This window comes from Enterobacter sp. SLBN-59, assembly GCF_024807915.1.
Lineage (GTDB): Bacteria > Pseudomonadota > Gammaproteobacteria > Enterobacterales > Enterobacteriaceae > Enterobacter > Enterobacter asburiae_B.
This window is the reverse complement of the sequence record NZ_JANUFI010000001.1, coordinates 1902781-1925436: the sequence shown is the minus strand read 5'-3', so window position 1 is coordinate 1925436 and position 22656 is coordinate 1902781. Positions and strand designations below refer to the sequence as shown.

The 22656-nt window shown below is 54.9% G+C and carries 23 protein-coding genes and 1 tRNA gene; 9 read left to right on the top strand and 15 right to left on the bottom strand.

From position 1 onward, the window contains the following. Positions 1-94: 94 nt before the first annotated feature. From mnmH to ppiB, 7 genes are all read right to left on the bottom strand, one after another. Positions 95-1165 carry a tRNA 2-selenouridine(34) synthase MnmH gene (gene mnmH, locus M2422_RS09255; protein ID WP_064673421.1) on the bottom strand — a complete coding sequence of 357 codons (1071 nt, stop codon included), beginning with the start codon at positions 1163-1165 and terminating at the stop codon, positions 95-97. Between the two features lie 84 nt (positions 1166-1249). After that, positions 1250-2317, bottom strand: a complete 1068-nt coding sequence (gene purK, locus M2422_RS09250; protein ID WP_064673420.1) for a 5-(carboxyamino)imidazole ribonucleotide synthase — start codon at positions 2315-2317, stop codon at positions 1250-1252. Then, on the bottom strand, positions 2314-2823 hold the full coding sequence (purE, locus tag M2422_RS09245) for a 5-(carboxyamino)imidazole ribonucleotide mutase (RefSeq protein WP_023310631.1): 510 nt from the start codon (positions 2821-2823) through the stop codon (positions 2314-2316). Before purE ends, purK begins: the two co-directional genes overlap by 4 nt. 161 nt (positions 2824-2984) lie before the next feature. Next, positions 2985-3170, bottom strand: a complete 186-nt coding sequence (locus M2422_RS09240; protein ID WP_064673419.1) for a hypothetical protein — start codon at positions 3168-3170, stop codon at positions 2985-2987. 68 nt (positions 3171-3238) lie between these two features. Further along, complete coding sequence (locus M2422_RS09235) at positions 3239-3448, bottom strand: YdgH/BhsA/McbA-like domain containing protein (protein WP_023310633.1); 210 nt, start codon at positions 3446-3448, stop codon at positions 3239-3241. 137 nt (positions 3449-3585) lie between these two features. Further along, positions 3586-4308 (bottom strand): UDP-2,3-diacylglucosamine diphosphatase, encoded by a 723-nt coding sequence (gene lpxH / locus M2422_RS09230; protein WP_045887961.1) that lies wholly within the window; start codon positions 4306-4308, stop codon positions 3586-3588. Positions 4309-4311: 3 nt separating this feature from the next. Next, on the bottom strand, positions 4312-4806 hold the full coding sequence (gene ppiB / locus M2422_RS09225; protein WP_023310635.1) for a peptidylprolyl isomerase B: 495 nt from the start codon (positions 4804-4806) through the stop codon (positions 4312-4314). A gap of 174 nt (positions 4807-4980) precedes the next feature. Between ppiB and cysS the strand changes: the two genes are divergently transcribed. Further along, the gene (cysS, locus tag M2422_RS09220) at positions 4981-6366 is read left to right on the top strand and encodes a cysteine--tRNA ligase (protein ID WP_029741052.1); all 1386 of its coding nucleotides are present in this window, start codon (positions 4981-4983) and stop codon (positions 6364-6366) included. An 89-nt stretch (positions 6367-6455) separates the two neighbouring features. Here the strand turns inward: cysS and M2422_RS09215 are convergent, their stop codons facing one another. The 5 genes from M2422_RS09215 to folD all read right to left on the bottom strand — a co-directional run bounded on the left by M2422_RS09215 (position 6456) and on the right by folD (position 10974). Beyond that, positions 6456-6983 carry a metal-dependent hydrolase gene (locus M2422_RS09215; RefSeq protein WP_039263988.1) on the bottom strand — a complete coding sequence of 176 codons (528 nt, stop codon included), beginning with the start codon at positions 6981-6983 and terminating at the stop codon, positions 6456-6458. A 74-nt stretch (positions 6984-7057) separates the two neighbouring features. Next, positions 7058-8074, bottom strand: a complete 1017-nt coding sequence (gene malI / locus M2422_RS09210; RefSeq protein ID WP_023310638.1) for a Mal regulon transcriptional regulator MalI — start codon at positions 8072-8074, stop codon at positions 7058-7060. 86 nt (positions 8075-8160) lie between these two features. Next, on the bottom strand, positions 8161-9660 hold the full coding sequence (locus M2422_RS09205) for a PTS transporter subunit EIIC (protein ID WP_029741054.1): 1500 nt from the start codon (positions 9658-9660) through the stop codon (positions 8161-8163). A 233-nt stretch (positions 9661-9893) separates the two neighbouring features. Then, entirely contained in the window at positions 9894-10106 is a 213-nt protein-coding gene (ybcJ, locus tag M2422_RS09200; RefSeq protein ID WP_023334767.1) for a ribosome-associated protein YbcJ, read from the bottom strand. A gap of 1 nt (position 10107) precedes the next feature. Next, a complete protein-coding gene (folD, locus tag M2422_RS09195) occupies positions 10108-10974 on the bottom strand; it encodes a bifunctional methylenetetrahydrofolate dehydrogenase/methenyltetrahydrofolate cyclohydrolase FolD (RefSeq protein ID WP_008499332.1) in 867 nt (288 codons plus the stop codon). Between the two features lie 310 nt (positions 10975-11284). Between folD and fimA the strand changes: the two genes are divergently transcribed. From fimA to sfmF, 6 genes are all read left to right on the top strand, one after another. After that, positions 11285-11848, top strand: coding sequence for a type 1 fimbrial major subunit FimA (fimA, locus tag M2422_RS09190; protein ID WP_023310641.1), 564 nt, complete (start codon positions 11285-11287; stop codon positions 11846-11848). A 68-nt stretch (positions 11849-11916) separates the two neighbouring features. Beyond that, the gene (fimI, locus tag M2422_RS09185) at positions 11917-12462 is read left to right on the top strand and encodes a type 1 fimbrial protein subunit FimI (RefSeq protein ID WP_023310642.1); all 546 of its coding nucleotides are present in this window, start codon (positions 11917-11919) and stop codon (positions 12460-12462) included. Positions 12463-12496: 34 nt separating this feature from the next. Next, positions 12497-13189 carry a type 1 fimbria chaperone FimC gene (fimC, locus tag M2422_RS09180; RefSeq protein WP_033144824.1) on the top strand — a complete coding sequence of 231 codons (693 nt, stop codon included), beginning with the start codon at positions 12497-12499 and terminating at the stop codon, positions 13187-13189. 14 nt (positions 13190-13203) lie between these two features. Next, entirely contained in the window at positions 13204-15765 is a 2562-nt protein-coding gene (locus tag M2422_RS09175; RefSeq protein WP_064673418.1) for a fimbrial biogenesis usher protein, read from the top strand. Beyond that, positions 15758-16765 (top strand): type 1 fimbria D-mannose specific adhesin FimH, encoded by a 1008-nt coding sequence (gene fimH / locus M2422_RS09170; RefSeq protein WP_064673417.1) that lies wholly within the window; start codon positions 15758-15760, stop codon positions 16763-16765. The genes M2422_RS09175 and fimH overlap by 8 nt, the downstream gene beginning before the upstream one ends. Positions 16766-16774: 9 nt before the next feature. Further along, on the top strand, positions 16775-17296 hold the full coding sequence (gene sfmF / locus M2422_RS09165) for a fimbria assembly protein (RefSeq protein WP_045620360.1): 522 nt from the start codon (positions 16775-16777) through the stop codon (positions 17294-17296). A 51-nt stretch (positions 17297-17347) separates the two neighbouring features. Here the strand turns inward: sfmF and fimZ are convergent, their stop codons facing one another. From fimZ to M2422_RS09150, 3 genes are all read right to left on the bottom strand, one after another. Continuing rightward, positions 17348-17980 (bottom strand): fimbria biosynthesis transcriptional regulator FimZ, encoded by a 633-nt coding sequence (gene fimZ / locus M2422_RS09160; protein WP_033144828.1) that lies wholly within the window; start codon positions 17978-17980, stop codon positions 17348-17350. An 800-nt stretch (positions 17981-18780) separates the two neighbouring features. Continuing rightward, entirely contained in the window at positions 18781-19509 is a 729-nt protein-coding gene (locus tag M2422_RS09155; RefSeq protein ID WP_048975481.1) for a response regulator transcription factor, read from the bottom strand. Between the two features lie 24 nt (positions 19510-19533). Beyond that, complete coding sequence (locus M2422_RS09150; RefSeq protein ID WP_048978911.1) at positions 19534-20232, bottom strand: EAL domain-containing protein; 699 nt, start codon at positions 20230-20232, stop codon at positions 19534-19536. Positions 20233-20510: 278 nt separating this feature from the next. On the opposite strand from M2422_RS09150, the gene M2422_RS09145 reads away from it, so the two are divergent. After that, a tRNA-Arg gene (locus M2422_RS09145) sits at positions 20511-20587 on the top strand. 164 nt (positions 20588-20751) lie between these two features. Next, positions 20752-21939 carry a phage integrase central domain-containing protein gene (locus M2422_RS09140; protein ID WP_064673416.1) on the top strand — a complete coding sequence of 396 codons (1188 nt, stop codon included), beginning with the start codon at positions 20752-20754 and terminating at the stop codon, positions 21937-21939. Positions 21940-22656: the final 717 nt, after the last annotated feature.

The window sequence follows — 22656 nt, the reverse complement described above, 5'->3', positions numbered from 1 at the left end:
ACCCTGACCCTCTCCCACGGGGAGAGGGAACAAACATTAAAAACGGCAACCCTGGTTGCCGTTTTGCTTTTACCTCGCCACCCGGCTTTATTTTTCAGCGATCAAGCCACTCAGCAATTTCTTCGTACGTCCCGCGATACACAATCTTCTCCGCCTTTTTCTCCAGCTGATAGCCGTACATCGGGTCGTAATAGTCCTTCAGCAGCGGCGCAAGCCAGCTGAAGTGCGCGTCCGTGCTGCCGGAGCGTTGCTGTTCCAGCAGCGCGGAATCTAACAGCGCGGTGAATTCTGCATACCGCTGCAGCCCCAGACGGCGGCGAATGGCGAACAGGCCGTGGTGCAGATACTCGCTGTATTCTTTCCAGCCCGCTTCCTCGCCGTATGCGGCAGAAAAGTCCGCCCACATATGGTCGAAATACTCTTCGCGCAGGCGCTCAAGGCGGACGTCAAACGGGTCTTCGACGACAACGATAGGGGCTTCAGCCATGCGGTCGCGCAGGCACTCCGGCAGGTGGTTGGAGCCAATCATCCGGCCCTCGTCTTCCAGCACCCAGCGCGCGGCGTCTTTTTTCAATAGCTCAACCGCAAGGTGGTTTTCAAAGCTGGCCTGGGAAAGCTGCGGCGTGAGCGTGCGGCCAAACGACGAACCTCGGTGGTGCGCCAGCCCTTCCAGATCGATACCCTGCGCGTGCTGCTTCACCAGCAGGGTTTTACCGTTTCCGGTGCAGCCGCCAATAAGCACCATCGGCTTTTGTGACTGCTCGATGGTCACCTGAATCGCCGTCTGACGCAGGGCTTTGTAGCCGCCGCGGATCAGCGGGTAGTCGACGCCCGCCTCTTTCAGCCAGGCCTGCGAGATATGCGAGCGCTGGCCGCCGCGCGCGCAGCAGAGATAGCCCTCAGGATGGGCAAGGCTGGCTTCCCGCCAGGCGTTGATGCGTGCCTCACGCGTCTCGCCGCTTACCAGCTGATGGCCGAGCGCCAGCGCGGCCTCGGGGCCCTGGCGTTTATAGCAGGTACCGACGGCGGCGCGCTCGTCGTCGTTCATTAAGGGCAGGTTGATCGCCGCAGGCATCGTGCCCTGGGCAAATTCGATCGGCGCGCGAACGTCGATTAAAGGGGTATCAGACGCGAGGATCGCGCGATAGTCCGTTCCATCGTTCATGGTTATTCCAGAAGAAAACTCAGCAGCAATGGGCGGGGATTGTACGCCGGGGAAGGGGAAGATCAACTCCCCGGCGCAGATGTCTTACTTGAGCTTAGACTGTGCCCAGACAATACCGCTCGCATATTCCGGCGGCAGGAGCGGGATCATCGCTTCCAGGGTGGCGCTCAGGCGGCCCGTGTCGCTGTCGTTCAGGTTCAGGTGACCGACCTTACGACCCGCGCGTACCTCTTTGTCATACCAGTGCAGATGCACGAGCGGCAGCTTCAGCCAGTCGTAGTTCAGATCGGTGCCGATCAGGTTGATCATCACCGACGGGCTGTTCACCACCGGCAGCGGCAGCGGCAGGTCGGCGATCGCGCGCAGGTGCAGTTCGAACTGGCTGATGGACGCGCCGTTTTGCGTCCAGTGGCCGCTATTGTGCACGCGCGGCGCAAGTTCGTTGATCAGCAGACCGGACGGGGTGATAAAGCACTCCATCGCCATGACGCCCACATACCCGAGTTCGTGCATGATGGCAGAGAGCATATCTTCCGCCTGCGCCTGCTGGTCAGCATTGGCGTGCGGGAAGGCGACGCTGGTGCGCAGAATGCCGTCCTGATGCAGGTTATGCGTCAGCGGATAAAAGACGGTATGCCCGTCGTGCCCGCGCGCGCCAACCAGCGACACTTCACCGCTGAAGTTAATGCCCTGCTCAACGATGCACTCGCCGTAGCAGTCGTCCGGCAGTTCTGCCGTTTCATCTGCACGCAGGCGCCACTGGCCGCGGCCGTCATAGCCGCCCACGCGGCGCTTCACGATTGCCAGCTCGCCCAGCATCGCGAAAACGTCATTCCACTCGCTTTTATCGGAAAGGAGCTGCCACGGCGCGGTCGGCAGACCGAGCTTGTCGAACAGCTGCTTTTGCGTCAGACGGTCGGCGATGATCGGGAACACGTCGCGGTTAACGAAGGCGTTATGACGCGCCAGCTCGCGCGTCAGAGCCGTTTCCGGCCAGCGTTCGATCTCGGCGGTGATCACGCTCTGGTGGAACGGTACGGCTTCCGGTTCGGCGTCCAGCCCGACGGGCCAGACGGCAATACCCAGCGGCTCACCGGCCTGACGCAGCATGCGGCCTAGCTGGCCGTTACCGAGGACGCAAACCTGCTTCATGCCGCACCCCGCGGGTCCGGATTGTCCAGCACCTCGTCGGTCTGGGCTTTACGCCACTCCGCCAGACGCTGGTGTAATGCTTTATCGTGCGTCGCAAGAATTTGCGCCGCCAGCAGGGCTGCGTTCGCCGCACCCGCTTTACCAATCGCCAGCGTGCCGACAGGAATACCGCGCGGCATCTGGACGATGGAGTAGAGGCTATCCACACCGCTTAACGCGGCGCTTTGGACCGGAACGCCCAGTACCGGCACCAGGGTTTTAGCGGCAATCATGCCTGGCAGATGTGCTGCGCCGCCCGCGCCGGCAACGATCACCTCATAACCGTTCTCTTCGGCGCTTTCGGCGAAGCTGAACAGTTTGTCCGGTGTACGGTGCGCGGAGACCACTTCAACGTGGTGCGGAACATTCAGGATTTCAAAGATTTCGGCGGCGAACTGCATGGTAGCCCAGTCGCTTTTGGACCCCATCACGATGGCGACACGCGCCGGATTATTGCGGGAAGACATGCGTCTTAAAACTCCTGTGGTGCGAAACACACTGCTTTCGAGGGCACAGAGAATAGCATGTTATACGGGCAAGGAAAACGGTTGCGCGGTTAAAAGGCGAGCAGTTATGGCGAGAAAGCGATAACAAAAAAGACCGCACGACGGCGGTCTTTTATGTGATGTTACTGAAGATCCCCTCCGGACAGGTTCTCGTTGTCGAACGCGCGGCTGACATCGATATGATTCACCATGCTGGTGTCGGCATTCGAGCCCGATTTTGGCACGGAGAAGCGATTCTCCGCGGCCTGTGCGCCAGTGGACACCACGACTGCCAGCAGCAGGGTACTTACGATGCTGATGTTTTTCATTCTCTGTTCCTTCCTCATCGTATTGTCGCTGTCGCACGTCTTCGCTGGCGGCACGGCAATCAGGGTTTTTATTTAGTCAGTTCTGCGGTCATGTACACGCGGTTGTTGACCTTCGCGCTCGTGATTTTATAAGAGGCATTCTGCTCGGCGGCCTGCGCGGCAATTTTCGCTTCTGCGCGGTCAAGGGTAGAGGCGGTTGCGCTCACGCTTTGAGCGAAAGAACCGAAAGAAACCAGGGAAAGAGCGGCAACTGCAACGAAAGTTTTGATAGATTTCATGGTCGTATTCCTTAAGTATTTTATCTGGGATAGGGCGTATTGCCCTGATGTGATAAATAATAGGCCGACCACGGGCTGATTAAAATCGAAACAATTTGCCGATATTGTTCAAAAAAATAGAATGATGGTGCGAGGGGTTAAAACGGAAAGGCGATCGGCTCCACGCCCTCTGGCGTGACTTTGACCATGGAGCCTTCGGTGTGCCAGGCACCTAATACCACGCGATGGGCCGGTTCGCCGTTGGCGATAAGGGAATGGACGTCAGGACGATGGGTATGACCGTGGATCAACCACTGAACGCCATGCTTTTCCATCACGCTCACCACGGCCTGCGGGTTCACGTCCATGATGGTCATGGATTTGCTGCTGTTGGCGGCTTTACTGCCCGCGCGCATTCTGGCAGCTATGCGGTTACGGATAAACAGCGGCAGCGCAAGGAACACCTTTTGGATCCACGGGGTGTGGACTTTGGCGCGAAACGCCAGGTAGCCGGTATCGTCGGTGCAGAGCGTGTCGCCGTGCATGATCAGAACCCTGCGGCCATAGAGGTCGAGCACCTGCTCTTCCGGCAGCAGCGTCATGCCGCTTTCGCGGGCGTAGCGCTTGCCGATCAGGAAATCACGGTTGCCATGAATGAAGTAGCAGGGGACGCCGGAATCCACGAGCGCGTGAATGGCGGCGGCCATTTCACGGTGCAGCGGGTTAGGGTCGTCGTCGCCAATCCAGGCTTCAAAGAGGTCGCCCAGGATGTACAGCGCATCGGCGCTTTTCGCTTCACCGCGTAAAAAACGCAGAAAACCGGCGGTTATCGCCGGTTCTTCTGTTTGCAGATGCAGATCCGCAATAAAGAGTGTCGCCACGAATTACTCGCTGACGGTCACGCTTGTAATCACAACGTCTTCTTTAGGAACGTCCTGGTGCATACCGCTGCGGCCAGTAGCGACGGCTTTGATCTTGTCAACCACGTCCATACCTTCAACCACTTCTGCGAATACGCAGTAGCCCCAACCCTGCAGGCTTTCGCCGGAGAAGTTCAGGAAGTCGTTGTCCGCCACGTTGATGAAGAACTGCGCGGTGGCAGAGTGTGGCGCCTGAGTACGGGCCATTGCCAGCGTACCGCGGGTGTTTTTCAGACCGTTGTTCGCTTCGTTTTTAATCGCTTCTTTGGTCTCTTTCTGGTTCATGCCAGGTTCGAAACCGCCGCCCTGGATCATAAAACCGTTGATCACGCGGTGGAAAATGGTGTTGTTGTAGAAACCTTCGCGGCAGTAGTCCAGGAAGTTTTTAACTGTTTCAGGCGCTTTGTCATCAAAGGTTTTGATTACGATATCGCCATGATTAGTGTGGAAAGTAACCATTTTTGCATCCTGTTCCGTTATTGTGGTACGTCGACCCGCGTTCGGGTCATCTATAGGGGCTTGTTATAGCATAACCACAGGATGCGATCACCTTGCATTGTGTGCTGCTTCGGGTTTGAATTACGGGTAGAATAGCCGGTTTTCAACCACACACGTGTTTACATGGAATCTTCGATGTTAAAAATCTTTAATACAATGACGCGCCAGAAAGAGGAATTTAAACCTATCCATGCCGGGGAAGTCGGCATGTACGTGTGTGGTATTACGGTTTACGATCTCTGTCACATTGGCCATGGCCGTACCTTTGTCGCTTTTGATGTGGTGTCACGCTACCTGCGTTTTCTGGGCTACACCCTGAAATACGTGCGTAATATCACCGACATCGACGACAAAATCATCAAGCGCGCTAATGAAAACGGCGAAAGCTTCGTTGCGCTGGTCGATCGCATGATTGTCGAAATGCACAAAGATTTCGACGCCCTGAATATTCAGCGCCCGGACAGCGAGCCGCGCGCGACCCACCATATTCACGAAATCATCGAGATCACCGAAAAGCTGATCGCTCGCGGTCATGCCTACGTTGCGGACAACGGTGACGTGATGTTCTCGGTGCCGACGGACCCAACCTACGGTTCGCTTTCCCGTCAGGATCTGGACCAGCTCCAGGCCGGCGCGCGCGTTGACGTGGTTGACGTGAAGCGTAACCCGATGGACTTCGTGCTGTGGAAAATGTCCAAAGAGGGCGAGCCAAGCTGGCCATCACCGTGGGGCGAAGGCCGTCCGGGCTGGCACATTGAATGTTCCGCGATGAACTGCAAGCAGCTGGGCAAGCACTTCGATATCCACGGCGGCGGTTCAGACCTGATGTTCCCGCACCACGAAAACGAAATCGCGCAGTCCACCTGCGCCCACGGCGGCGAGTACGTTAACTACTGGATGCACTCCGGCATGGTAATGGTTGACCGCGAGAAGATGTCTAAATCGCTGGGTAACTTCTTCACCGTGCGCGATGTGCTGAAGTATTACGACGCGGAAACCGTGCGCTACTTCCTGATGTCCGGCCACTATCGTAGCCAGCTGAACTACAGCGAAGAGAACCTGAAACAGGCGCGCTCGGCGCTGGAGCGCCTGTATACCGCGCTGCGCGGAACCGACAGGTCTGTTCCTGCTGCAGGCGGCGAAGCGTTTGAAGCCCGCTTCGTTGAGGTGATGAACGATGACTTCAACACCCCGGAAGCGTACTCCGTGCTGTTCGACATGGCGCGCGAAGTGAACCGCCTGAAGTCAGAAGATATGGCCGCGGCGAATGCGCTGGCGTCCCATCTGCGTAAGCTCTCCTCCGTGCTCGGCCTGCTGGAGCAGGATCCGGACGCGTTCCTGCAGAGCGGTGCGCAGGCGGACGACGGTGAAGTGGCGGAAATTGAAGCGTTGATCAAAGCGCGTCTGGAAGCGCGTCAGGCAAAAGACTGGGCGGCGGCAGATGCGGCGCGCAATCGTCTGACCGAGATGGGCATCATTCTGGAAGATGGCCCGCAGGGCACCACCTGGCGCCGTAAGTAATTTTCCCCTCACCCTAACCCTCTCCCAAAGGGAGAGGGAATTATTAGGTTTTCTCCCTCTCCCCGTGGGAGAGGGCCGGGGTGAGGGCATCAGCGCCCACGTTTTCTCCACCACAGCAACCCCATCAGCACGACTCCCGGCAGCCACACCCACAGCAGCTCCGACACGATCACCTGATGCCCGTACGGCGTGGTGTAGCGCGACAGCGCAAACGGCGCGACCTTAATCACCTGCCACGGCGCAAAGAAGCGTTCATCTGACCACGGCCACAGCCAGCCGACGCCTTTCCCGCCCGTGGTAATCGAATCCAGCAGGCTGTGCGATAGCAATGACACGGTTAAAAACAGCCAGCACCGCGTCAGGCTGGCCCGGAACCACCGTCGTCCAGTCAGCACGCAGAGTATCGGCACCACAAAGGCGAACAGCAGGGAGTGGGTAAAGCCGCGATGGCCGAAAACATTGCCGTACGCGACGCCGAACTTGAACGCCAGCACGTCGGCATCCGGCAGCATGGCGAGGACAATCCCGGCAAACAGCAGGCGGGGAGGAATCACTTTGGTTCCCAGGCCTAAGCCCAGACAAAGCGGAACAGCAGCGTGTGTAATAACGGTAGGCATTGCGATTATCCATGGCAAATCATGGAAATATAGCAGCAATCCCGCGCCGGCAGACCCGCGTCAAATTCTTATTTTTACGCCGACTCGCGCGCGATAAGCTGTCCGGAAAGCGTAATGCGCTGGGTTTGCAGCGTCGGCTCCTTCAGCGTGCGAATAATCAGCCCGGCAGCCTGACGCCCCGTCTCTTCGCTGGCTGACGAGACGTAGGTAAAGGACGGCGAGGTGAGGTTAACGTGGAGCATATCTTCGAAACCGACCAGCGCGACCTGCTGCGTCAAAAACACATCTTTACCCACCGTTCGTCCAACCTGATGAATACCGGAGATGGAGCCGATCATGGCATCCGGCGAGTGGCAGAGCAGGGCGGTGATGGTATTGTTTTTTTCCAGCAGCTGGCGGGTGGCGAAACCCGCTGCCAGGGTGTCATCGCTGCAGGCCGGAGAGTATTCATCGCGCCAGACCAGCCCGTTCTGCGTCATCGCGCTGCGAAAACCGAGCAGGCGCTGCTCGCGGATAAGGCAGCCTTCACGCCCGCCAATGTAGGCAATATTGCGATGGCCGCGCTCGATAAGATAACGCACCGCCAGATTTGCCGCCTGGCGGTTATCGCGCATTACCAGATTGCATTTTTCATCCAGCAGCGACTGAGAAACCACCACCAGCGGCAGCGGGCAGCGGCGAATTTGCTCCGGCAGGGTGGAGGTGCGGGTATCCGAGGCCAGATAGATAACCCCGGCGACGCCCTGCTGCTTAAACGACAGCAGGCAGCGCTCAAGATGGTCATGGTCGTTCTGGGGCTGGCCGAGAAAAACCATATACCCCTGTTTTTCAAGATCCTGGACGATGCTCGCCATCACCTTGATGGAGAAACTGTCGCTAAAGTCGCGGAGGATCAGGCCAATCAGATTGGACGTATTGGCGCGGAGATTGGCAGCGGCAACGTTATGAACATAGCCCAGCGTATTGATGGCAGCGTTGACCTTCTCGATCGTTGCCTCTGAGATTTTCCCTTTCTGGCGCAAAACCAGCGAGACGGTTGAGACCGATACGCCCGCGTGCTTTGCGACATCAATAATGCTGACTTTCTTCAAAACCGCTCCCTGAAATTCACCGATTATCAGTCAGATACGACAATGCGTCTCCCAGACTACAGGAGACGCGTCGTTCAGGCATCTTATTATTTGCCGATCATGGTGGACATGGTCTGGGCGATAAACTGTGCTCTGGCACCGAAAATCACCTGAATACCGTTGTCGCCGACGAAGACCACGCCGCGCGCGCCGAGTCCGTTCAGGCCGTCCTTATCGACCACCTCGCTTTTTGCCACTTCCAGGCGAAGGCGGGTGATACAGGCGCCGACGGAGTCGATGTTGTGCGCCCCGCCCAGCAGGGTGATGATCTCGGTCGCGAGTTCTGAATCAGACTTATCATCCGCGTTGGCGGTCACTTCAGTGCGGCCCGGCGTTTTCACGTCGAAACGACGGATCACAAAGCGGAACGTGAAGTAATAAATCAGACCCATTGGAATGCCGATGATAATCGCATTCAGGAAGTTGGTCTTGTAGCCGTTAAAGGACGGCAGGATCCCGAATGACAGATAGTCGATAAAGCCTGCGGAGAACGACTTGGCGATATGCGCATGCAGTAGATACATGGTCATGTAGGCCAGGCCCGCCATGATGGCGTTAAAGACGTACAGGATCGGCGCCACAAAGATAAAGGTAAACTCGACCGGTTCGGTGATCCCCGTCAGGAAGCAGGTCAGCGCCGCAGAGAACAGAATACCGGCCGCGATTTTCTTATTCTTCGTATGGGCTTCGTGATACATCGCCAGGCACGCGGCGGGCAGCGCGAACAGCATCAGCGGGAATTCGCCCTGCATGAATTTACCGGCATTCTGGTAGGTGTCGCTGCTGAAGGACTTCACTCCTTCTTCCAGCATCTTGAACCAGATCGTCTGGTCGCCGTGGATCACCTGTCCAGCCTGGGTGGTGTAATCCCCGAACGAGTACCAGAAGGACGGATACCAGATGTGGTGCAGGCCGAGCGGGATCAGCGCGCGCTCTACCAGACCGAAGATAAAGGTCGACGCCGCCTGATTATCGCCGTTCACCACCACGGAGAGCGCGTCGATACCGGCCTGAATATGCTGCCACACGTACGGCAGCAGCAGCCCCATCAGGAACGACAGAAACGCCGTTGCAATGGCCACGAAGCGCTTGCCGGAGAAGAAGCCCAGGAACTCCGGCAGCTGCATGGTGTGGAAGCGGTTATAGCACCAGGCCGCGAGAATACCGCAGATCAGGCCGCCGAAGACGCCCATCTGCAGCGTCGGGATGCCGACCACCATGGCGTATTTCCCACCCTGGGAGGCCATTTCCGGCGTGATGCTCAGCACGGTGCTGATGGTGATATTCGTGACAAACACCGACACCGCCGCAGACAGCGCCGCGATGCCGGATTCTGACGCCAGACCCACGGCGGAGCCAATGGCAAACAGCATCGGCAGGTTATCAAAGATAACCCCGCCCGCGTTCATCATCAGCGGCAGATGGAACTTATCGCCGAAGGCCAGCAGCAGGCCCGCAGCGGGAAGCAGTGAAATTGGCAGCATTAAGGCGCGACCAATCATCGATAACTTAGACAGCGATTTAACAAACCCTGATATCAGACTCATGCTGATTTCCCCCGAGTAGCGCTTTTTTGGCGCTGTTATTGTAAGTAGAACGTTTTAGTAGAACGTTCTACTTATCGTGGGCAAAGAGTGAAAAACGCGCAACAGAATTTTCATGTTTCAACAGATGAAATAGTGATTATTTGAAGTTGATCGATAAATAACCGCGATGGGTGTAAGGGATTTTATATCCCCTCTCCCTGTGGGAGAGGGTTAGGGTGAGGGCATAATACGGCTCAGGCCGTAACGGTTACGCTCTGTCCTTCAAAGCTCACGGTCTGACCCGCGACGATCTTGCAGCGCTTGCGCGTTTCTACCACGCCGTCGACTTTTACCAGCCCGTCGGCGATAACGATTTTCGCCTGCGCGCCGCTTTCGCTCCAGCCTTCCAGCTTCAGCAGGTCGCACAGCTCAACGTGCGGGTGTTTACCTAATGAAAAAGTCGCCATCTTACGCGTCCTCTACGTCGTGATATTCTTCGCACGCCTGCAGCGTATTCTGAATCAGCGTTGCTACGGTCATCGGGCCTACGCCGCCCGGTACGGGGGTAATGTAAGACGCGCGCGCGGCGGCATCTTCGTACACCACGTCGCCGACCACTTTGCCGTTTTCCAGACGGTTAATCCCGACGTCCACGACAATCGCGCCCTCTTTGATCCACTCGCCCGGAATAAAGCCCGGCTTGCCGACCGCGACGATCAGCAGATCGGCGTTTTCGACGTGGTGACGCAGGTTTTTGGTGAAGCGGTGGGTCACGGTGGTGGTGCAGCCCGCCAGCAGCAGCTCCATGCTCATCGGGCGGCCCACGATGTTGGACGCACCGATAACCACGGCGTTCAGACCGTAGGTGTCGATGTTATAGCGCTCCAGCAGCGTCACAATGCCGCGCGGCGTGCACGGGCGCAGACGCGGCGCGCGCTGGCACAGGCGGCCAACGTTGTACGGATGGAAACCGTCCACGTCTTTATCCGGCGCGATACGCTCCAGCACCTTCACGTTGTCGATACCCGCCGGCAGCGGCAGCTGAACCAGAATACCGTCGATCTCTTTATCGGCATTCAGGGTGTCAATAAGTTCCAGCAGTTCTGCTTCGCTGGTGGTTTCCGGCAAATCGTAAGAGCGGGAGACGAAGCCCACCTCTTCACACGCTTTGCGCTTGCTGCCGACATAAATTTGCGATGCCGGGTTGCTGCCAACCAGCACAACGGCCAGCCCGGGGGCGCGTTTTCCGGCAGCTTTACGCGCCTTCACTTTTTCCGCGACCTCAGAGCGCACCTGCTGCGCAATCGTTTTACCGTCAATAATCTTTGCTGCCATCAGAGAGAAGATTCCGTCTGTAACGTTTGAAAGGGGGGATGGCGTGTATTTTGTCAGAAGCGAGCGTCGCTGTCAGTCACCCTTTACGCGTTTTTATCAGTGAGACGCAAAAACCCTTCTTAAGGGATGGTCAATTTCTTAGGCGGGATTAGGATGTGACCTGGCGAAATAGCAGCGTTTTGACATATTTAAAAAACGCGTCCTGAGCTACTTTGTCTCCTCCGAAATAAGCTTTCAATTAATCAATTGAACGTATTTCTTATTCCCGATTATTCGCGGGAAGGGTTATTTACATTTTAAAGGAATAGACATGAAACTCAGCAACATTGCTTCTACTGTTATTGCTACTTTGGCCCTGGTTGCAGGTGCCGCAAATGCAGCAGATCCTGCTGCGCCGGTTTCCGTAAATGGCGGTACCGTACATTTTAAAGGTGAGCTGGTTAATGCGGCTTGTTCAGTAAATACTGATTCTTCCGAGCAGACCGTTAATCTGGGTCAGTATCGTACCGCGAAATTTACCAAAGTGGGCGACACCACCTCTAATATTCCATTCAACATTGAACTGAATGATTGCGATCCGCTGGTTGCCAAAACTGCCGCTGTTGCGTTCACCGGTCAGATCGACCCAACCGACAAAACCCTGCTGGCCGTGACCTCCGGTAACAACGACAACACCGCGAAAGGCGTGGGTATCGAGATCCTCGACAGCAAATCCAGCGTTCTGACCCCAGACGGCGCGACCTTCTCTGCTGCGCAGACGCTGATCGAAGGGACCAACACCCTGAAGTTCACCGCACGTTACAAATCAACGGCTGCCACCACTGAGCCAGGCCAGGCAAACGCTGACGCCACCTTCGTAATGAAATACGAGTAATTCCTCCGCACAGGGATGTTCAGGCCTCACGGACGAGGCCCGTCATACGCTAATGCCAGGAACGAAGGATGACAAGGACTGGAACACTACTGCTGTTAACCCTTGCGATGGCTTGCCCGGCATCGGCGCATACCGTGGTGATCGAAGGTGGCAAGGTTCATCTCAGAGGTGAACTGGTGAACGGCGGCTGCGCCGTGGCGCCCGACAGCCAGAATATGCGCATCGACATGGGGCAGTACCGAACCAATTCATTTTCCGGTGTGGGCAGTTTTTCCACGGTTAACGTGCCTTTTACCGTGCGGCTGCTGGACTGCAGCGTTGATGTTTCGCGCACCGTGGGGATCCAGTTTCAGGGCGTGACGCCCGCAGAAGATCCGCAGGTCTTTCTGGCGACCTCGCGGCCGGGTGAAACGCCCGTCAGCAGCGGCGTGGGGCTGGCGCTTTTTGACGAACAGCAGCGTCAGATTATCCCAAACGCCACGGCCGTCAGCTGGCTGCCGATCGATACCCGCGAGCTCGCGTTCCATTTTAGCGCCCGCTATCGGGCTATTTCCGAACACCTCGAGCCAGGCAAAATTCAGTCGGATGTCTGGTTTACGTTGATTTATCCATAACACCTGCGAACACATTATTAAAGGTACGGTTGTGATGAATACCCTAATTAAACCAGGACTTTTTTTATCGTTTATTTTGATGATGGTTTCTGCCTGCGCAAATGCTTCCGGCGGTATTGCGCTGGGGGCCACGCGCGTTATTTATCCCGCAGAGGCGAAGCAAACGTCGCTGGCGATCACTAACAGCAACAAACAGGAACGCTATTTAATTAACGCGTGGATCGAAAATGCGAGCGGGCAAAAAGAAAAAACCTTTGCCGTCACTCCGCCCCTGTTTGTCAGCGAGCCTAACAGTGAAAACACGCTGCGTATTATTTACGCCGGGCCAGCGCTGCCAGCCGATCGTGAATCGCTCTTTTACATGAACGTGAAGGCGATCCCGTCGGTGAACAAAGCGAAAACGGAAAACAATAACGTGCTGCAGCTGGCGATCCTCTCACGCATCAAGCTGTTTGTGCGCCCGAACAACCTGGCGATGCAGCCGGAAGAGGCGCTTTCCCAGCTGCGGTTTGAGCGCGCGGGCAGCCATCTCAAAGTCAGCAACGCTTCTCCGTATTACATCACCCTCGTCAATCTAAAGCTGGGCGGGCAGCAGCTGGATAACCTGATGGTTGCACCGAAAAGCTCGGCTCAGCAGGTGCTGCCAGCCGGTGCCAGCGGCACGCTTTCCTGGCAGAGCGTGAATGACTACGGTGCCATCACTCCGGCGCGTAGCGTCAACCTGTGAGCAGAGTCAGGGCGATGAAAAACCACCAGAGACGTTACTGCCCGGTTGCACTGGCGCTGATGGCTGCGCTCTGGCCGCAGGCTGGCTGGAGCGAAAGTTATTTCAACCCGGCCTTCTTGTCCGACGACACCGCCAGCGTGGCGGATTTGTCGCGTTTTGAACAAGGACACCAGCAGGCACCCGGCGTTTATCGCGTGGATATCTGGCGTAACGATGAGTTTATCGGTACCCAGGACGTGCGTTTCGAGCAGGCCAAGAACACGCCGCCGGTGGCGGGCGGTTTGTCGGCGTGCATTACGCGCGCGATGCTCGATCGCTTTGGCGTCAATGTCGCGGCGTTTCCCGAGCTGGCTAAGGTGCAGGGCGACACCTGCGTTCCGTTGACCACGGCCATACCCGGCAGCGAAACGGTATTCAATTTTGCCTCTCAGCGTCTGGACGTCAGCCTGCCGCAGGTGGCGTTGCAAAACAGCGCCAGGGGCTACATTCCGCCTGAACAGTGGGATGAAGGCATTCCCGCCGCGCTGGTGAACTACAGCTTCACCGGTAACCGGGGAAGCGAAGACGACAGCTATTATCTGAACCTGCAGAGCGGGTTGAACTATGGCGCCTGGCGTTTACGTAACAACGGCGCATGGCGGTACACGCAGAATAACGGGCAGCGGCACAGCGAGTGGCAGAATATTGGCACCTGGGCGCAGCGCACCGTCATCCCGCTCAAAAGCGAACTGGTGCTGGGCGACAGCAATACCGGGAATGACGTCTTCGACAGCATGGGTTTTCGCGGTGGGCGGCTCTTCTCGTCTGACAGCATGTACCCGGACAGCCAGCAGGGCTACGCGCCGACCGTGCGGGGGATCGCCCGTACGCCCGCCAAAGTGATGGTTCGCCAGAACGGCTACGTTATCTATCAAAGCTATGTGCAGCCGGGCGCATTTGCCATTACCGATCTTAACCCGACCTCCTCAAGCGGTGACCTGGAAGTCACGGTCGAAGAGAAAGACGGCACCCAGCAGCGATATACCGTGCCGTACTCCACCGTGCCGCTCCTGCAGCGTGAAGGGCGCTGGAAGTATGACCTCGTCGCGGGGGATTACCGCAGCGGGAACAGCGATCAGGATACGCCGTTCTTCACTCAGGGCACCCTGATTACCGGTCTTGCCAACGGTTACACGCTCTACGGCGGGACGCAGCTGGCGTCACGCTATACCGCGGTGGCCGTCGGGGCCGGGAAAAACCTGGGCGACTGGGGCGCGGTCTCGCTCGATATCACCCACGCCCGCAGCCAGCTCGCGGACGACAGCAGGCACGAAGGGCAGTCTCTGCGCTTCCTCTACGCGAAATCCCTTAACGGCTTCGGCACTAACTTCCAGCTGCTGGGCTACCGCTACTCCACAAAAGGGTTTTACACCCTCGACGATGTCGCCTGGCGCTCAATGGAGGGCTATCAGTATGCCGATAGCCAGAACGATAACGATGTGCCGGACGTGCAGAGCTATCACAACCTGACGTGGAATAAAAAAGGCCGCTTCCAGCTCAACGTGTCTCAGTCGCTGGGGGACTACGGCTCGGTCTATATCTCCGGTAGCGAGCAGACCTACTGGGGAACAGACGAGACGAACCTCTGGTACCAGCTGGGCTACGCGGGAGGCGTGAAGGGGATCAACTACTCCGTCTCGTGGTCGTGGAACAAATCCGTGGGGATAGACGGCACCGATCGGATCGCGTCATTTAACGTTTCCGTGCCGTTCAGCCTCTTTACCCGTCAGGGCTATCGCCGGGACAGCGCGATTGACCGCGCCTACGCGACGGCATCCGCCAGTCGAAACAGCGATGGCGATACAAGCTGGCAAACCGGCGTCAGCGGAACGCTGCTGGAGGACCGCAACCTGAACTACAGCGTGACCCAGGGGCACGCCAGCACCAACGGCGCAAGCGGAAGCGCCAGCGCCAACTGGCAGGCGACCTACGGCACGCTGGGCGTGGGCTACAACTACTCCCGCGATCAGCACGATCTCAACTGGCAGCTCTCCGGCGGGGTAGTCGGCCACGCCGACGGCGTGACCTTCAGCCAGCCGCTGGGCGACACCAACGTGCTGATCAAAGCGCCGGGGGCATCGGGCGTCAGTATTGAAAACCAAACCGGCGTGAAAACCGACTGGCGAGGCTACGCGGTGATGCCGTATGCCACCGTCTATCGCTACAACCGCGTGGCGCTGGATACCAACACCATGAGCAATAACACCGATATCGAAAACAACGTGAGCAGCGTGGTGCCGACCAAAGGTGCGCTGGTGCGCGCCAGCTTTGATACCCGCATTGGCGTGCGCGCCCTGCTGACGGTAACGCGCGGCAACCAGCCGGTGCCGTTCGGCGCGGTGGTGCGCGAGACCAAAAGCGGCGTCACCAGCATGGTGGGGGATGACGGGCAAATTTACCTGAGTGGGCTGCCGCTGGAGGGAGAACTGCTGATCCAGTGGGGCGACGGGGCGCAGTCCCAGTGTCGCGCACCTTACAGCTTGTCTGAACAGAGCCTGCAACAGGCAATCACACTTAAGGGGATCGGCTGTGATTAAAACTCAACTCTTTGCCTTGTCGCTGCTGGCGCTACTGCCCGCGACAAACGCATTAGCGACCGTGTGCGTCAATGAAAAAGGCGTGCCGACGGAAGTGCATTACGACCTGACGGATAAATTCAACAGCTCGAATAACCAGATTGGGCAGGTCGTGACGCTCAACGAGAAATCGCAGTGGGTAGGGGTGAATGCCGTCTGCCCGAAGGGCACGATCGGGAATACCACCAAGCGCAGCTATGTGACCGATTATACGGTAACGGGGACCAGCGATGGCTACCAGTATCTGAAGCTTAACGACTATCTGGACGGGGCGATGAAAATCACGGACAGCTTTGCTGGCGTATTTTATCCGCCAAAAAGCTATATCCAGATGGGGAGCCATCCTAACGTCTCCAAAAACAAACCGTTTGGCGTTCAGGACTCCAGCCTGGTCTTCCGTCTTAAGGTGACCCGGCGTTTTATCAACATGGTGGTGATCCCGCGTGCCACCATGTTCCGCGTTTACGTCACCACTACCTCTTCCGATCCGTTAACCACGCCGGTCTATACCATCAGCTACAGCGGAACCATTCAGGTGCCGCAAAGCTGCGCCATCAATGCCGGTAACGTGGTGGAGTTTGATTTCGGCGACATTGGCGCCTCCTTGTTCAGCAAGGCGGGCGTGGGTAACAAGCCGGAGGGAGTCTCATCGCAAAGCAAAACCATCGCCATTAAATGCACCAACGTGGAGGCGAACGCCATGCTGACGATGCGGGTCGAGGCGGAAAAAGTCTCTGATAATGTGCTGGTGTCGGATAACCCGGATGTGGGGTTCATCATCGCCAACGAGAGCGGGGCGCCGCTGACGCCCAACAACCTGACAAGCAAAATTCCGTTCCGCCTCGACGACAGCGCGCAGGCGCAGGTGGGGATCCGGGTCTGGCCGGTGAGCGTGACGGGCAATAAGCCAGCGGAAGGGCGCTTCACCTCGCGCGGGTATTTGCGCGTGGATTACGACTAAGGAGCCGATATGCGAAACGGGATCCGTTTTATCACCGTAGCGCTCTTTGCGCTTTGCACGCAGGCTCAGGCGGACACCGCGTTGGGCGAGATTAACATTCGGCTCTACGGCAATATCGTCGATTTTACCTGCGTTGCCGAGGGCAGCGACAGCGACAAGGCCGTCCCGCTGGGCACCTGGCCCACGAAACAGCTCAGCACCACCGGGAGCCGCACGCAGCCGATGCCGTTTACGCTGAAGCTGACCGGCTGCCCGCCGGGCGCGGCGTCCATTACGTTTTCGGGTAAAGCTGATGGGAGCAATAGCGGCCTGCTGGCGCTGAATGACGCCAGTACTGCAAGCCATGTCGCCGTTGAGATCAGGGATGCAGATAAAACGCGGCTGGCGCTTCAGCAGGCCAGCCAGCCGGTCTCGGTTGATGCGCAGGGAAATGCGATTCTGTCATTTTATGCCAATTATATTGCCACTGCCGATAACCCTCAGCCCGGACGGGCTGATGCGGATGCCACCTTCATGATTAATTATAATTAGCACTGACCGCACTCCCTGCAGCTCAGATAAGCTGCAGGGAGTGAATTCAGGTTATAGCAGCTCGTGGGCTTTAGCGTAATCAATTAATTCCACGATGCTTTGCACACCCAGCTTGGAATAAATATTGGATTTGTGCGCGCTAATGGTCTTGTTGCTTAATAGTAGCTGTTCAGCAATTTCCTTGTTGGATAATCCATTCGCCAGATACCGTAATACCGTGACCTCGCGATTCGATAATGGCATATCTACTGCCATCCCTTTCCCTGAACCCAGGTGGTTTATAAAGTTCAACGTCTCTGACGGGAAAAAGGAATAGCCCATCAGAATCATTTCTACGGCGTTGTAGATCTCCCCTAAATCTTTTCGTTTACTGACGAAGCCATTTGCCCCGGCGCGAATGGCGCGACCCGCGTAAAATAACTCTGATTTAGACGAGAGGAACAGAACCTTAATGTTCTTGTTTAAGTTTCTGATTCTTTTAAGTAAAGCGAAAGCATCCGTGCCCGTGAGTTCAATGTCAAGGATCACCAGATCGATAGGGTGATTGCGGATACAGTCAAGGACTTCATGGCTATCGCCAGACTTGAGCTTGACTGTGATATTCTTATTTTTCTGTAGCAGGACTTCTATCGACATTCTGACGATAGGATGTTCGTCCATAATGATAACGGATGCCGGTTTCATTTTTAATGCCTCAGATTGTTAAAAGCGTTATGCAGAGTTTGGTAAAACTCTCGAAATGCCGGAAGGATATAATGTGCAGATCCCTATACCGTAGTATTTCCCTGGAAAGAGCGAAAGCATCCTTGTTTACGTAATGAAAAGAACTATGCCTCAGCGCGGTCATCTCATTAGGCTGGTGTTGGCAAAAAGGTTTTTCTTATTCATATTTGATACGCATCTTATTATACAGGGTAAGTTTTTTCCGAAAACCCTGTAAATTAATATGAGGGTATTGGTTTGTATTATCTTCTGGATCTGAATCGCTATTTTTTTAAATTTAGCGGAAATATCCTGTTATCTCATTTACCGCATATTTTCATCTTTATGTAATAACAAAAAATAACAGATATCTCTGTATGTTGATTAATTGTTAACAAAAATACGCCTCTTTGAAAGGGACGAACCCGCAAAAGTGAGGTTAAAAATTGCCCTCGCAGGCCGTCTGACCTTCATCTGAAAGTGCTTACGCCGATCCGGATAACGGCATCTGGTGCACAGGAGAACGTGCTGCCCGCTTTGCTTTTTACTCCTGGCAGTTGTCGCTAAGCTGCTTGTTTTTACATCATTATCATCTTGTTAACGCCTTCTGCATTCGCTTAACGGATGGAGGAAAGTGCTGCCGTTCCGCTAATCTGTGGCATTTCACAAGGTTCACGCCCATGAATTAGGAATAGTTATAAATTCGATTTTATTGTTAAAAATTAACATTTACGCAACGCAAGTGGTAAGTAAATTCTTAAACCGCTTTAGGAAATAAGGGGTTAGGAGGTGAGTGAAAACGTGCAGTCTGAGAGGTTATTAAGAAGATGCAGCAATTCCTGGCGATGGCTTAGCCCCAGCTTCAGCAGGATGCAGCTGAGACGATAGATAATGCGGCTATAGGGGCGATTCTGCATAAGGGCAATCTGACGCAATGTCTTGCCCCGGGATAGCTCCTGCAGAATGGGCCATTCGTTGCGCGAGAACCAGTCTTTCTCGGTTCCCGGCGGAGGGAGGGGATCCTGCAGGCTGTGCTGGAGCGCGGCGGCGTTCAGCTGACGTTCGAGTACATGAAAGGGACCTGCCGCTTTGCAGAAGAGGCGGGTGTCGTAATTATCGGCCCGGACCAACAGCCAGGGCGTCAGGAACGGAGGAAACAGGCTATGCCGTCTCAACTGATCCAGTTTCTCCAGAAGCCCCGTGGATCGGCTTTCAATATCCACGACCAGACGGGCTGAGGGCCACTGCGTCTGAGCGATAAGGGCGTCGTCCAGCGTGGCGTAGTCGCAGCAGCTGCTCAGGGGAAACTGCCCGTGGAGAAAACCGGTGCGCAGGTAGTGATCCTCCGTCACCAGAAGGATAAACGGGGCGTCGGTTTTGCGGGGCTGGCTGATGGACTGGCTCAAAAATTCGAGCCGGTCGAAAAAGGGGGGAGCAAAAGGTGAGCGCGTAAATCCCAGTGCATCACTTCCTGTACGCCGCCGCCGGTAACGGCGCACTGTCATTCGCATGGTCTCCCTCCTGGAAATGGCTTTTTAATCCTCCGGCCATGTCCAGGACGGCCAGTAATATCCCTGGCCGAGGTCTGCGCCTGCCTGCAGTGCCCAGGTACGATCGCGTTCAGTCTCAATACCTTCAATAAGCACTTTCCCGGCAAGCTGAAAGCAAAGGGAAACCAGTTGCCTCAGCGCAGGGGTGTCGCGTAAACGCCAGAATGCTTCCTTATCTATTTTGATGCCGCTTAACGGGAGTCGGCAGGATAAAAACGACTGCACTGTGACGTCATCCACGTCATCAAGCCAGATTGCGTGTCCCTGTCTGCAAAGTTGCCGCAAATTTTGAACGACATGCTGCTTCTCTACGAGGGAAAGCGCCAAAAAGGACGCGAGGTCGACAATCTCAATATTGAGCGGCACGCCTGTTAACCGGATAAGTCGCTGAAAAGACGCGGGCTCTGTCAGGACGGTTATCGGCAGATTAATAAAAAGATTATGACCGTGCGGCGTATTTTTTAACGCGGCAAGCTGCGCTTCAAGCAGCGTTATCGACCACTCTGCGGAGCGATCGCAAAAAAAGTTCTCGCTGTCCCGCGTGTCGGACAGAACGCTAAGGACCTCCACGCCAACCTGGCGCAAGGAGGAAAGGGCGACGATGGGCTCAAGCTTAATGCCGACGATGTCCTGAGAAATGTACTGTAACCGGGGGGGCGTATCGATCAGGTTTTGCGCTGTCACTCCATTGTCCTGTTGTCTGTCAGCCTCCAGGCGGCCGGGATACCTGACTCTAGTGTGACGAGCTGACGGTCAGGAAAACAGCAGGCGTTACTTAAATGCAACTAAGCCTTTTCGCAGCGCTAAATTTTACGGTGAAACAGGGCGAAATGTTGAGAAAATAGCCGTATTTACAATCGGCTAGCGGTAATTGGCCCTGAAAACGGAAAAGGCATTGACTCACCTGCCATTGACCGTATAATTCTTCGCGTTTCACCACCGCGAAGTACACGCATATCAGTGCGCCCTTAGCTCAGTTGGATAGAGCAACGGCCTTCTAAGCCGTAGGTCGTAGGTTCGAATCCTACAGGGCGTGCCATTCTCACTTCTACTAACGTCTCTCAAAGTCTACTTAACCCAGTAATACCAAGCCATTCAGCTAAATTTCGCTCTCCCTACGTCTACTAAATTATATTGAAATCTACACCAATGTGGGGGTACATTCGGGGGTATATGCAGGTTCAATGAAAAGAGATACCCCCAATGAAGTTAACGGCACGCCAGATAAGCGCAGCTAAGCCTCAGGACAAGCCCTACAAACTGGCGGATGGCGGTGGCCTGTACCTGCTAGTTAACCCGAATGGTTCCAGATACTGGCGTCTGAAGTACCGCCTGGCAGGAAAAGAAAAGCTCCTGTCTATTGGCGTTTTCCCTGATGTAACCCTCGCTGAGGCGAGAGATAAGCGAAATGAAGCCAAGCGATTACTCGCTAATGGTGAAGATCCGTCTGAGGTTAAGCAGGCGGAGAAGCAAGCCAGAATACTCGCGGTGAATAACAGTTTTGAGTCTCTTGCACTTGAATGGCATGAACATAAGAAACCGAATTGGTCTTCCGGTTATGCTGACGACATTCTCGAATATCTGCGAAAAGATATTTTCCCTTATATCGGTAGAAAGGCGATAACCGATATTAAACCCATGGACATGCTTTCTGTTCTAAAGAAGATGGAGGAACGCGGTGTCCTGGATAAGCTCAAGAAAACGAGACAGGCTTGCCGCCAGATATTCACTTATGCTGTCATCACCGGAAGGGCCGAGTACAATCCAGTTACGGATTTGGCAGGTGCTTTGAAATCACCTAGGCAGCAACATTTCCCTCATCTCTCACCAGCTCAACTTGGTCCTTTCAGAAAAGCTGTCGACGCATATAGCGGTAGTAAAATTACCCGTATCGCGACATTACTTCTCATGTACCTTAGTGTCCGAACCATCGAACTTCGTGCTGCTGAGTGGCATGAATTTGATTTGAGCAAAGATCTCTGGCTAATCCCAAAAGAGCGCATGAAGATGCGTCGGCCACACCTCGTTCCTATTCCGAGACAAGCCAAGGAGCTGTTGCTCGAACTCAAAGAGATTACGGGCAGAGGAAAATATGTTTTCCCGGGGCGTAATGATGCAGGGAAGCCGATGAGCGAAGCCAGCATTAACCAGGTGATTAAACGTATTGGCTATGCTGGTCAAGCTACTGGCCATGGCTTCAGGCACACCATGAGCACTGTGTTACATGAACAGGGATTCAATTCTGCCTGGATAGAGGCGCAACTGGCGCATTCTGACAGAAACACGATACGTGGTACTTACAATCATGCTCAGTACATTTATGGGCGGCGCGAGATGCTTCAGTGGTATGCAGACTACCTAGATGGGTTGACTGTAAAAGTGGTGGGTTAGCCAGCTTTCTTCATGTCGAGTAAAAGTAGTTGTTCCGGTCATTTCAGTTGTTCCATAACTATGTTTACAAGATAACTTATTGTTTTTAATTACACGCGTTCTCTTTAGCTGGATCAACTTTCTGCTGTTTTGGAACAATCATAATGAGTCAGCATTCATAGTTTATTATGAGGAAAGTGCTGGACATGTAGACAGTGGTGATCTATCTTGTACTTGTATAGACAATGATTGCTATCGCAATCTACGTCGCTGAAAAGCGAGTTACCATAGCGTTTTTTACACGTTGCTCTTTAAAATGAATGGGTTGGCCTACCGAAATGTAGGCTGCACAGTATTCAAAACTCGTTCATGAGTTTCTCCCAGAAAAAACTGGAAGAAGCTAAGCGATAGTACCGATAGTTCTTTTAAATTTGGATTCGTATTCTTATTAAGGATACAAGTGGGCTGTGTATTGCGGCTTCGTGAATCCATTTGGTTAGGGATGTTTCGTCCCTCTCTGAAGTTAAAACCAACTTCAGCAGTATTTTGGTTATTCGATTTTTATATCATATATCAATGTTTTTATCTTAAAACTTTGGCTATTATTTGAAATACATCTCTCTATAAAATTTAAATCATTGATCAAACCTGTCATTCGTGACTAGGTCTTTTTGTCATGTCTGTAACTTATACAAATTCATCGAAATTAAATTTAATGAATGGAGAAGCCAGCAAATT